Origin of the sequence: Nonomuraea cavernae (assembly GCF_040655715.1) — a bacterium.
Classification (GTDB): Bacteria; Actinomycetota; Actinomycetes; order Streptosporangiales; family Streptosporangiaceae; genus Nonomuraea; species Nonomuraea cavernae_A.
On sequence record NZ_JBFAKL010000005.1, the window covers coordinates 198,092 to 210,005 of the forward strand.

Annotated in this window: 9 protein-coding genes; 5 read left to right on the top strand and 4 right to left on the bottom strand. The window is 71.0% G+C overall.

Annotated elements, in window-relative coordinates:
* Positions 1–29 precede the first annotated feature (29 nt).
* Complete coding sequence (locus AB0I38_RS09550) at positions 30–1,991, top strand: thioredoxin domain-containing protein (RefSeq protein ID WP_358464689.1); 1,962 nt, start codon at positions 30–32, stop codon at positions 1,989–1,991.
* Between the two features lie 80 nt (positions 1,992–2,071).
* Here the strand turns inward: AB0I38_RS09550 and AB0I38_RS09555 are convergent, their stop codons facing one another.
* Complete coding sequence (locus tag AB0I38_RS09555; protein ID WP_358464692.1) at positions 2,072–4,108, bottom strand: transglycosylase domain-containing protein; 2,037 nt, start codon at positions 4,106–4,108, stop codon at positions 2,072–2,074.
* Between the two features lie 153 nt (positions 4,109–4,261).
* Complete coding sequence (locus AB0I38_RS09560) at positions 4,262–4,747, bottom strand: Lrp/AsnC family transcriptional regulator (protein ID WP_189124131.1); 486 nt, start codon at positions 4,745–4,747, stop codon at positions 4,262–4,264.
* A gap of 103 nt (positions 4,748–4,850) precedes the next feature.
* Between AB0I38_RS09560 and hppD the strand changes: the two genes are divergently transcribed.
* From hppD to AB0I38_RS09575, 3 genes are all read left to right on the top strand, one after another.
* Positions 4,851–5,960: a 4-hydroxyphenylpyruvate dioxygenase gene (gene hppD, locus AB0I38_RS09565; protein ID WP_358464696.1), complete on the top strand. Its 1,110-nt coding sequence runs from the start codon at positions 4,851–4,853 to the stop codon at positions 5,958–5,960.
* 71 nt (positions 5,961–6,031) lie between these two features.
* Positions 6,032–7,441 carry a M1 family metallopeptidase gene (locus tag AB0I38_RS09570; RefSeq protein WP_358464699.1) on the top strand — a complete coding sequence of 470 codons (1,410 nt, stop codon included), beginning with the start codon at positions 6,032–6,034 and terminating at the stop codon, positions 7,439–7,441.
* An 18-nt stretch (positions 7,442–7,459) separates the two neighbouring features.
* Positions 7,460–8,218: a hypothetical protein gene (locus AB0I38_RS09575; protein WP_358464702.1), complete on the top strand. Its 759-nt coding sequence runs from the start codon at positions 7,460–7,462 to the stop codon at positions 8,216–8,218.
* Here the strand turns inward: AB0I38_RS09575 and AB0I38_RS09580 are convergent.
* Both AB0I38_RS09580 and AB0I38_RS09585 read right to left on the bottom strand, forming a co-directional pair.
* Complete coding sequence (locus AB0I38_RS09580; protein ID WP_358464705.1) at positions 8,155–9,159, bottom strand: ROK family protein; 1,005 nt, start codon at positions 9,157–9,159, stop codon at positions 8,155–8,157. The genes AB0I38_RS09575 and AB0I38_RS09580 overlap by 64 nt on opposite strands.
* Entirely contained in the window at positions 9,156–10,334 is a 1,179-nt protein-coding gene (locus AB0I38_RS09585; protein ID WP_358464708.1) for an FIST signal transduction protein, read from the bottom strand. The genes AB0I38_RS09580 and AB0I38_RS09585 overlap by 4 nt, the downstream gene beginning before the upstream one ends.
* Positions 10,335–10,504: 170 nt before the next feature.
* On the opposite strand from AB0I38_RS09585, the gene AB0I38_RS09590 reads away from it, so the two are divergent.
* Positions 10,505–11,896 carry a sigma 54-interacting transcriptional regulator gene (locus AB0I38_RS09590; RefSeq protein WP_358464711.1) on the top strand — a complete coding sequence of 464 codons (1,392 nt, stop codon included), beginning with the start codon at positions 10,505–10,507 and terminating at the stop codon, positions 11,894–11,896.
* The last annotated feature ends 18 nt before the right edge of the window (positions 11,897–11,914 follow it).

An 11,914-nucleotide genomic window follows, 5' to 3' on the forward strand; every position in this document is an offset into this window, starting at 1 on the left:
CTAGGGTTGGTTGAGGACAGGAGGTCCTGATGAACCGGTTGAAGGATGCGACGAGCCCCTACCTGCAGCAGCACGCGGACAACCCCGTCGACTGGCACCCGTGGGGCGAGGAGGCGTTCGCCGAGGCTCGGTCGCGGGACGTGCCGTTGCTGATCAGCGTGGGCTACTCGGCGTGCCACTGGTGCCACGTGATGGCGCACGAGAGCTTCGAGGATCCCGAGACCGCGCGGCTGATGAACGAGCACTTCGTCAACGTCAAGGTCGACCGCGAGGAGCGGCCCGACGTCGACGCCGTCTACATGAACGCCACCCAGGCCATGACCCAGCAGGGCGGGTGGCCGATGACGGTGTTCGCCACACCCGAGGGGCACCCGTTCTACTGCGGCACCTACTTCCCGCGTCCTCAGTTCCAGCAGTTGCTCGCCGGGGTGCACAACGTGTGGGTCCGTGACCGGGAGACCGTGCTGGCGCAGGGCTCGAAGGTGGTCGAGGCGCTCAACCGGTCCACCGCGCTGCCGCAGGGGCCGCTGCCCACCGAGGAGACGCTGGAGCAGGCCGTACGAAATCTGCGCGAGTCGTTCGATCCGGAGCGCGGCGGGTTCGGCGGGGCGCCCAAGTTCCCGCCGTCGATGGCGCTGGAGTTCCTGCTGCGGTCCGGCGAGCGGGAAATGAGCGGCACGACCCTGGAGGCGATGGCCCGCGGCGGGCTGTACGACCAGCTCGGCGGCGGTTTCGCGCGCTACAGCGTCGACGCCGCGTGGGTGGTGCCGCACTTCGAGAAGATGCTCTACGACAACGCCCTGCTGCTGCGCGTCTACACGCACTGGTGGAAGGCGACCGGCGACCCGCTGGCCCGCAGGATCGCGCTGGAGACCGCCGAGTGGATGCTGCGCGAGCTGGGCACCGCCGAGGGCGGCTTCGCGTCGGCGCTCGACGCCGACAGCGAGGGCGAGGAGGGCAGATTCTACGTCTGGACCCCCGAGGAGCTGCGCGAGGTGCTGGGGCCCGGCGACGGAGCCTGGGCGGAGGAGGTGTTCGAGGTCACCGGGACGTTCGAGCACGGCACGTCGGTGCTGCAGCTGCCTCGTGACCCGGCCGACGTCGACCGGCTCGGCTCCGTCCGCGCCCGGCTGCTCGCCGCCAGGGCCCGGCGCGTCCGCCCGGCGCGCGACGACAAGGTGGTGGCCTCCTGGAACGGCCTGGCCATCGCCGCCCTGGCCGAGACCGGCATGGTGTTCGACCGGCCCGGCCTGGTGGAGGCGGCCGGCGCGGCCGCCGCGCTGATCGAGGACGTGCACCTGGCCGAGGGCCGGCTGCTGCGCACCTCGCGTGACGGCCGCGCGGGGGCCAACGCCGGAGTGCTCGACGACTACGCCAACGTGGCCGAGGGGCTGATCGCGCTCTACGGCGTGACCGGCGAGACGCGCTGGTTCCGGCTGGCCGGCGCGCTGCTCGACGTCGTGCTCGACCGGTTCGCCGACGCCGGGGGCGGGTTCTACGACACGGCGGACGACTCCGAGCGGCTGTTCCAGCGGCCGCAGGACCCCACCGACAACGCCACCCCCTCAGGCCAGTACGCCGCCGCCGGCGCGCTGCTGTCCTACGCGGCGCTGAGCGGCTCCACGCGGCACCGTGACGCGGCCCACGAGGCGCTCGGCACGGTGTCGGTGCTGGCCGGCGGGCACGCGAGGTTCGCGGGTTGGGGGCTGGCCGTGGCCCGGGCGGCGCTCGACGGGCCGGTCGAGGTGGCGGTGGTGGGCCCGCCCGGCGACCCGCGCACCCGGGCCCTGCACCGCGAGGCCCTGCTGGCCGATGTCCCGGGGCTGGTCGTGGCACCCGGGCCGGGCACCGGCGACGAGGCACGCCCCGCCCTGCTGGACGGGCGGGGGCCGATCGACGGCGCCCCGGCGGCCTACGTGTGCAGGGGCTTCACCTGCCGGCTGCCTGTGACCACCCCCGAGGAGCTACGCGAGCAGCTCGCCGCGCGCTGACGCCGCCCCGGCCGCCGGGGGCAGGGTGGCGACGTCCTGCCCAGCCGCGCCGCCGATGTCCCAGCCCCGGCCGTCCGGGGCTAGTCGTCCAGCGATCTGCCGGAGTTCTGGTCGTCGGGGCCGAGGGTGGGCATGGGCTCCGGCTCCTGCGTGGGCAGGCCCGGGTCGTCCTCCGGCAGCCCGTCCTCCTCGGGCCCCCGTGTGATGATCGGGTCGCTGGCCGGCGGGTCGGTGAGCTCGGGCTGGGAGGTGTCCCAGTCGTCGGGCCGCTCGGTCGGTCGCTCGTCGGGGACGCTCCGCTCCCAGTCCGGCGTGGAGTAGCCGTAGCCGAAGTCGGAGGGTTCCGGGAAGTCCACGACCGGCTTGCCGGCCATCGCCTCGGTCATGAACGCCCGCCAGATCTGGGCCGGCAGCTGACCGCCGAACTGCACGCCGTAGCCGGGGATCGTGACGGTCTTGTTGTCGTCACGGAACATGTCGACCGCGACGGCCAGCTGCGGGGTGAAGCCGTTGAACCAGACCGACACGGAATCGTCCGTGGTGCCCGTCTTGCCGGCCACCGGCCGGTCGTAGAGCCTGGCCGCGGTGCCGGTGCCGTACTTCACCACCTGCTGCATCGCGTACGTGGTGTCGGCCGCGGCCTGCTCGCTGACCACCTTGGTGGCGACCGGCTTGATCACGTTCTTGACGCCGTCGGCGTCCTTCACCGACTTGACGACGTGCGCCTCCATGTGGGTGCCGCCGTTGGCGAAGGTGGAGAAGCCGGAGGCGTTCTGCACCGCGCTCACCGAGGCCACGCCGAGCGGGAACGCGGCGGCCGCCTGGTGCTGCCGGAGCTGGTCCGCCGGGATGCCCGCCGACTTGACGGTGGCTGCGACCTTGTCCAGGCCGACCTTCTGGCCGAGGTCGACGAACGCGGTGTTGACCGAGTTCTGCGTGGCGGTGACCAGGTTGATCTGGCCGTAGGAGCGCCCGCTGTCGTTGGGGATCGGGTGGTCGGGATCAGAGGCCACGCGCATCGGGGAGTTGCCGTTGACGCGCGTGGACAGGTCGAACCCGTTGTCGAGCGCCGTGGCCAGTGTGTAGGGCTTGAACGTGGACCCGGCCGGCACCTTGGCGGAGAAGGCGTTGTCGTAGTCGGAGCGCCGGGGATCACCGCCGTAGAAGGCGACGACCTCGCCGGTGGCCGGATCGACGGCGGCGAGCCCGGTGCGCACCTTCTTGGGCGTGGACTCCGGCACCGCCTCCTTGACCGCGCGTTCGGCCGCGTCCATCAGCTTCTTGTCGAAGGTGGTGACGATCCGGAGGCCGCCGCCGTTGATGTCCTCGTCGGAGTAGCCGCGCCGGTTGAGCTCGGCGGTCACCTGGTCGAGCATGTACTGGGCCTGGCCCTTGAGCACGAACGGCTTCTTCGGCGCCTTCAGCTTGGGAAACCGCTGCGCCGCGACCTGCTCGGCGTCGAGCGCGCCGGTCTCGCCCATGGCCGCGACCACGGCCTGCCAGCGCCCCTGCGCGGCGGCCAGGTCGTCGCCCTGGGGGTCGGCGAAGCGGCTCGGCTGCTGGATCACCGTGGCCAGATAGGCGCCTTCGGCCACGGTCAGCTTGCTGACGTCCTTGCCGAAGTAGGCCTGGGCGGCCGCCTGGACACCGTTGGCGCCACGGCCGAAGTAGATCGTGTTGAGGTACTGCTCCAGCACCCAGTCCTTGGACTTGGACTGGTCGACCTTGATCGAGATCATGATCTCTTTGAACTTGCGGGTGATGGACCGCTCCTGGCTGAGCCCGCTGTAGTAGTTGCGGACCAGCTGCTGGGTGATCGTCGAGCCGCCCTGGAGCTGCTGCCCGGTGAGCGTGGACCACAGCGCCCGGCTGGTGCCCTTCAGCGAGACGCCGCCGTCCTGGTAGAAGGAGCGGTTCTCGGCGGCGATCACCGCGTCGCGTACGTGCTCGGGCACCTTGGCCAGCTCGACGTTCCGGCGGTCGATGCCCTGCCTGGCGAGCACCGTCTTGCCGTCGCGGTAGTAGATGACCGAACCCTGGGCCGTGGCCTGCTCCTGAGTGCTGTCGGGGATCGGGGTCATCGCCCACGCGATGCCGAACAGAGCGAGTGCCCCCACGATCGCCAGCCCACAAGCAATCAGCAGCCGTCGAAGGACGCGCCGCTTCCGCATGCCTTTTCCACCACCACTCCGCACCGCGTAAAACCCCCGTCAGCTGGGCGAATGTCAAGGGTAAACGACTGATAACGGTGCCTCGCCCTCTCCAGGATGCTACGTCGAACGAGAGCCGTGCCGGGGGACATCGGCGACCAACGGCAGCACTCGGTATGGAACAGGCGTGTCGAGCGCGATGACCGACGACGTCCTGAGCACGCCTTTGACGTCCACGATCCGGTCGATGACCCGCTGCAGGTCGGCGTTGGTCCGCGCGACCACCCGGCAGAGCAGGTCGCCCCCTCCCGTGATCGTGTGGGCCTCCAGCACCTCGGGGATGCGCGCCAGCCCGTCGGACACCGGCTCGTGCCCGGCCACCTGCCTGATCTCCAGCGTGATGAACGCCGTCACGTCGTAGCCGAGCGCCACCGGCGAGACGTCGGGACCGAACCCGGTGATCACCTCCCTGGCGACCAGCCGGTCGAGCCTGGCCTGGACGGTGCCGCGGGCCACGCCGAGCCGGCGCGAGCACTCGAGGACACCCAGCCGGGGCTCGGCGGCCAGCAGCGCGATCAGGCGGGCGTCCAGGTCGTCGATCGTCATGGTGTACAGATTCTCCAGGTTCGGCGGGCTGATACTGGACAGATTGTGCACCATTTGAAGTAACTCTTGCACAACTCGTCCAGGTATTACCAGAGTTAGCGGTATGAGTGATGTCTTTCCGGTCAACGGCATGGACGCCGTGGTCTTCGCCGTGGGCAACGCCAAGCAGGCGGCCCACTACTACTCCACCGCGTTCGGCATGCGGCTGGTGGCCTACCGCGGCCCGGAGACGGGCAGCCGCGACGAGGTCGGCTACGTGCTCACCTCGGGCCGCGCCAGGTTCGAGTTCAGAGCCTCGGTCCGGCCCGGCACCGAGCTGGCCCGGCACGTGGCCGAGCACGGTGACGGCGTGATCGACCTGGCCATCGAGGTGCCCGACGTGGAGGGCGCCTACCGGCACGCCGTGGCGCAGGGGGCGCGCGGGCTCGCGGAGCCGTACACGCTGGAGGACGAGCACGGCAAGGTGGTGCTGGCGGCGATCGCCATCTACGGCGAGACGCGGCACACGCTCGTCGACAGGTCCAACTACGGCGGCGCCTACCTGCCCGGCTACCAGCCGGCCGAGCCGCTCGTCGCCCCGCCGGCCACCAGGACCGGCCGGCTGTTCCAGGCCGTCGACCACTGCGTGGGCAACGTCGAGCTGGGCAAGATGGACGAGTGGGTGGAGTTCTACCAAAAGGTCATGGGCTTCACGAACATGGCCGAGTTCGTCGGCGACGACATCGCCACCGACTACTCGGCGTTGATGTCCAAGGTCGTGGCCGACGGCACCCGCAAGGTCAAGTTCCCGCTCAACGAGCCGGCCGTCAGCCGCAAGAAGTCGCAGATCGACGAGTATCTCGAGTTCTACGGCGGCCCCGGCGTGCAGCACATCGCGCTGGCCACCAACGACATCCTGACCACGGTCGACCTCATGCGCGAGGCGGGGGTGCGGTTCCTGGACACGCCCGACTCTTACTACGACGATCCCGAGCTGCGGGCCCGCATCGGCGAGGTGCGCGCGCCGATCGAGGAGCTGAAGAAGCGCGGCATCCTGGTCGACCGGGACGAGGACGGCTACCTGCTGCAGATCTTCACCACGCCGGTGCAGGACAGGCCCACCGTGTTCTTCGAACTCATCGAGAGGCACGGTTCGCTCGGCTTCGGCAAGGGCAACTTCAAGGCGTTGTTCGAGGCCATCGAGCGCGAGCAGGACCGCAGAGGCAATCTCTGATCGTCGGACGCCCCTCGCCCGGCCCCTACGCAGCGTAAACTTCCGACCACGCTACGAAGGGGAGTCGGGCCATGGGGTTGAACCGCTACGCGGGCATGCCGGTGATCGCGTTGCTGAGCGTGCTGGCCTGCTCGTCCGGCAACGGGGCCGCCGCGCACCCCACCCCGCCGCCGGGGGCGGGGGCGGCGGGCATCGGCGACGCCGACTTCCCGCTCGACGGCAACGGCGGCTACGACGTCTCCCACTACAACCTGGCGATCGGCTACACACCCGCCACCAGGCACCTCGACGGGGTGGCGACGATCGACGCCAGGGCGGCCCAGTGGCTGTCGCGGTTCAATCTCGACCTTTCGGGCCTGAAGGTGCGCGCGGTCTCGGTCGACGGGGCCGCCGCGACGTTCGCGCGCCGCGGCGACGAGCTCACCGTGTCGCCCGCCAAGCCACTGGCCCAGGGCGCGGCGTTCAAGGTCAAGGTCTCCTATTCCGGGCAGCCACAGCCGCTCAAGGACGCGACCAATCTGGGCACGTACGGCTTCATCCCGACGGCCGACGGCGCGTTCGTGGCCTGTGAGCCCAACGGCGCCAAGACCTGGTTCCCGGCCAACGACCACCCGGCCGACAAGGCCACCTTCGACTTCCAGATCACGGTGCCCAAGGGGCTGACCGCGCTGGCCAACGGCGAGCTGACCGGCAAGCCGACGACCTCTGACGGCCGCACCACGTTCCGGTGGCGCGAGGGCCACCCCATGACGACCTACCTCGCCACCGCGACCCTCGGCGACTTCGAGCTGCGCCAGGGCAGAACGCCCGGCGGCATCCCCAACGTGACGGCCGTCGACCCGGCCTATCGCGGCTCGCTCGACAGCCTCTACAAGGACTCCAGCCGGATCACCGACCACTGGGTCAAGATCTTCGGCCCCTACCCGTTCTCCTCGACCGGCGGCGTGATCGACAACTTCGCGGCCGGCTACGCGCTCGAGAACCAGACCAAGCCGCTCTACGGCGGGTTCCACCCCGACGACGGCATCATCGCCCACGAGCTGGCCCACCAGTGGTTCGGCGACAGCGTCAGCATCAAGCGCTGGAAGGACCTGTGGCTCAACGAGGGCTTCGCCACCTACGCCGAGTGGCTCTGGTGGGACCACACGGGGAAGGCCACCACCGAGGCCACCTTCCGGCGCAACCTCGCCCGCCCGGCCGGCGACCGGATCTGGAGCTACCCTCCCGGCGAGGCCCGGCCCCGCAACCTGTTCAACGAGTCGGTCTACACCCGGGGCGGCATGACGCTCCACGCTCTGCGCAAGGAGATCGGCGACCGGACGTTCTTCAGGCTGCTGAAGACCTGGACCGAGCAGCACAGGTACGGCAACGCCACCACCCCGGAGTTCATCGCGCTGGCCCAGCAGCTGTCCGGCAAGGATCTGCGGTCGCTGTTCGACGTCTGGCTCTTCCAGCCCCGCAAGCCCGCCTGGCCCACCTGACCCTCTAATGTGACCCCCATGCCCAAGATCCTCGTGGTGCTGGCGGTCGCCATCCTCCTGACGGGCTGCGCCACCTCCCAGGCGCTGCCCAGCGGCACGAGCAAGCGGTGGCAGCAGGAGCACGTCGCGGCCGCCTGCCTGAAGGCCCGGGGCATCGAGCAGATCCCCTGGGCGCCCGACCTGCCCACCCCGACGGCCGAGCAGCTCAGGCGCCGCCAGGGCGACCACACCGCGATGCGCGCCTACCGCGACCGCTACGGCCACGGCGTCTTCGCCACGATGATCTACCCCGAGGTGCCGAGCGCCGACGGCTCCGACACCTGGCTCGACGACCGCTTCGTCTCGACGCTGTCCGAGCCTCATTCCGCCTGCTACGTCCAGGCCGTCAAGCAGGTCCTGGGCCGCGATGTCACCGACGTCCCGCACTTCCGGCGGCAGTACACCAGGGCGGTCCAACGCGCCCGGCAGCGCGAGCTCGACACCGATCCGCGCCTGGTCGAGCTGGCCCGCGGCTACGGCGCCTGCCTGGCCGGGCGAGGCTACCCGGTCGGCTCGACCGTGCCCAGCACGATCGCGACGCTCGAACGCGACCGCTTCTCCACGATGCTGCGCGACAACGCGAGCCTCACCCCGGAGCAGGCCGAGCCCTTCCTCCACGAGGAGATCGCCTCGGCCCTCGACGATCTGGAGTGCGGCAGAGACTTCTTCCGTGTCTACAACCCGCGGCACGCGGCGCTGTCGGAGCGGGTGGCCGCCGAGTGGGGGGTGGCCCAGTAGGTCTCCCCCGCCAGGATCAGCGCCGCCGCCCCCACCAGCCCGGCCTCCTGGCCGAGCGCGGCGGGCACGACCCGGACTCTCCGCGCGAAGTCCATCCGGGCGTGCTCGCGCAGCGCCTCCTCCAGCGGCCCGAACAACGGCTTCCCCGCCTGTGACAGCCCGCCTCCGATGGTGACCAGCTCCAGGTCGCACAGGTGGGTGGCCGACGCGATCGCGACGCCCAGCGCGCGTCCGGCCCGGCGCATCGCCGCCAGGGCCACCTCGTCACCGGCCAGCGCGTCGGCCGCCAGCGCCCGCCCGGTCACCACCCGATCCTCCTGGTACGCCTCGTCGCCGCCCTCCCGGACACCCCGGCCGGGACGCCAGCCCTGCGCCACCGCCCACGCGGTCAGCCCGGGCCCCCGGGCGACCGCCTCCAGGCAGCCCCGGCCGCCGCAGCCACAGGGCGGCCCGCCGTCCGGCTCGACCACCACGTGACCGATGTGCCCGGCGTTGCCCGTGCCGCCGTCGATCAACCGGCCGCCCAGGATCAGCCCGCCGCCCACCCCGGTGGACACGACCATGCCCAGCATGTCGCGGCTGCCCCGGCCGGCGCCCCGCCAGTGCTCGGCCACGGCCAGGCAGACGGCGTCGTTGTGGACGCGTACGGGCAGGCCGGGGAAACGCCCGGCCAGCCGGGCCCGCAGCGGGAAGGCGTGCCAGGCCGGGATGTTGAGCGGGGACACCTCGCCACGCGGCCAGGTCATCGGCCCGCCGCAGCCCACGCCCACCCCGTCGACGGCCCCGGAGAAGGGCTCGACGAGAGCGGCCAGCGTCTCCCACAGCGTCTCGGCGTCGGTGTCCTGCGGGGTCGCCACGCGCGCCGAGGCGGCCACCGCCCCGTCGGGCCCGACCAGGCCGGCGGCCAGCTTGGTGCCACCGACGTCGATCGCGAGGATCACTCGCCGCCCGCCTGGCCCGAGGAGAAGACCAGCACCGACGCCGTGAACCCGTGGACGTGGTTGTGGCCGGCGACCGGTCCCACCTCGCCCGCGGCGAAGAAGCCGGCCATGCCGATCGGGCCGAGCGTGTCGCGCAGCGCCACCGGGTCATGGTCGGCGGTGCCGAACATCGCCGAGCCCCGGCCGTTGCACGAGAACAGCAGCGCGCCGTCGACCCGGCCCAGCTCCTCGCGGTGGGCGTCGAGCATGTCGTAGAGGTCCTCGTCGGCGGTGGCCGCGTCGCGCACCTGGAAGCGGACGGTCCTGCCGATCTCGACGACGTCGCCGATGGCCACCGCCTCCCGCTCGGGGTCGATGCCGATGACCCCCCTGATCAGGAAGTCGCCGCGTTCGTGGCGGTCGGCGTACTCGTCCATCGCCAGGCCGATCTGCAGCCCGGAGGCGACCAGTTCGCGGTCGTCCTCGTCGAGGTCGCTGACGATGTCCTCCAGCCGGGCCAGGGCGGGCTGCCCGGCCAGCTCCAGCAGGAGGTTCTCCTCGGCGCCGGTGACGACCATGGTGGGCCCGATGGGCCGGCATCCCTGGCTGACCACCGTGCTGACCTGGACGTCGCCGCTCAGCAGCACGCCGATGGCGCCCTCGGTGTAGACCTCGCCGTCGGCGAACAGGCGCACCGAGCCCCGGCCCTGCAGTCCGTTGGCCATGCCGCCGATCAACGGCAAATCGCCCAGCACGTCGACCGAGCGCTCGACGAACGCGTCGGTCGGGAACGAGTAGGGGTCGGTCAGCAGGATCGCCACATGGTCGTCGGGGCTGCGCTCCGGCAGCCCCACGACGACGAACTTGTCCTCGGTCGTCAGCGTCTCCAGCGCGAACGTGGTCAGCCGGGCCTCGCCGAGCGTGGCCGCCCACGCGCTCACCGAGGGCGCCAGCTCGACCCCCTGCCCGTCGCCGATCACTCCCGTGGCGCTGCAGCCGATCACGTGCGCGTCGGGCGCGAGCCTCATCGCCCGCTCGCCCGCCCTGGCCACGTCGTCGGGGTCGTCGCCGCAGATGAAGAAACAGACCAGGTCCGCCTGGTCACCGAGCCTCGACAGGGCCTGGCCGACAGCCCGTTCGGCCACTTCCGCCAGGTCGGCGCCCACGGCGAGGCCGTCTGCGAAGCGGCTTGTCATCAGGGCCACGCTTCCCGCCTCCCTCGACACGTCTTAGTTCCCTCGCCCGATTCTCCCCACTAAAGGAACAAGCACGCACACGAGCCGTCACTCAATTGTCAAGGTCCGAGATCTCCTCCAGATGCGAAAGTCCCTGCCGCTTTCGTCCCGGGCGACGTAGTCTCGATCCCGTGCATCAGCCTCTAAACCTCCGCGAGTTGCGAGAGAGCGGTCACGTTCATCGCACCGTGAAAGCAGAGGTCCGCGAAAACCTGCTGGCCAAGCTGCGAGCAGGTGAGCCCCGTTTTCCCGGCATCGTGGGCTTCGACGACACCGTCCTGCCCCATCTGGAGCGGGCCCTTCTAGCCGGGCACGACCTGGTCCTGCTCGGTGAGCGAGGTCAGGGCAAGACCCGGCTCATCCGTACGGTCACGGGTCTGCTCGACGAGTGGACACCGGTGGTCGAGGGGTGTGAGATCAACGACCACCCGTACGCGCCCGTCTGCACGCGCTGTGTCACGCTGGCGCGCGAGCTGGGCGACGAGTTGCCCGTGGCCTGGAAGCACCGCGACGAGCGCTACGGAGAGAAGCTCGCCACGCCCGACACCTCCGTCGGCGACCTGATCGGCGACGTCGACCCGATCAAGATCGCCGAAGGCCGCCGGCTCGGCGACCCGGAGACGGTCCACTACGGCCTGGTCCCGCGCACCAACCGCGGCGTGTTCTCCGTCAACGAGCTGCCCGATCTGGCCGAGCGCATCCAGGTGTCGCTGCTCAACGTGCTGGAGGAGCGCGACATCCAGGTGCGCGGCTACAACCTGCGGCTGCCGCTCGACCTCCTGCTCATCGCCAGCGCCAACCCCGAGGACTACACCAACCGCGGCCGCATCATCACGCCGCTGAAGGACCGCTTCGGCGCGGAGGTCCGCACCCACTACCCGCTGACCGTCGACGACGAGCTCAAGCTGATCCGCCAGGAGTCGGTGCCGGACATCGGGGCCGACGTCCCCGAGCACCTGGTCGAGGTGATCGCCCGGTTCACCCGGCTGGTCCGCGAGTCCACCTCCGTCGACGCGCGGTCGGGCGTCTCGGCCCGGTTCTCGATCGCGGCCGCCGAGACCGCCTCGGCCTCGGCGGTGCGCAGGGCGGCGATCACCGGCGAGGAGCGGGCCGTCACGCGGGTGTGCGACCTGGCCAACGTCGTCCACAGCCTGCGCGGCAAGGTGGAGTTCGAGGTCAGCGAGGAGGGCAGGGAGACCGAGATCCTGGCTCACCTGCTCCGCCGGGCCACGGCCGAGACGTTCCGGAGCCGGCTGGGCGGTGTCGAGCTGTCGCCGCTGACCGACAAGTTCTCCGAGGGCAACCAGGTGGAGTCGGGCGAGCTGGTCCCGGCCGGTGAGCTGCTGCACCGCATCGGTCCCGTCGACGGCCTTTCCAAGGTCATGTCCAAGCTGGGCATGGGCGAAGGCGAGGAGTCGCCCGGTCACGCCGCGGCCGCCCTGGAGTTCGCGCTGGAGGGTCTCTACCTCATGCGGCGCCTGTCCAAGGACGACCTCGACGGCGTCACCGTCTACCGCACGTGAGCGCCGCCAAGGGGGCGC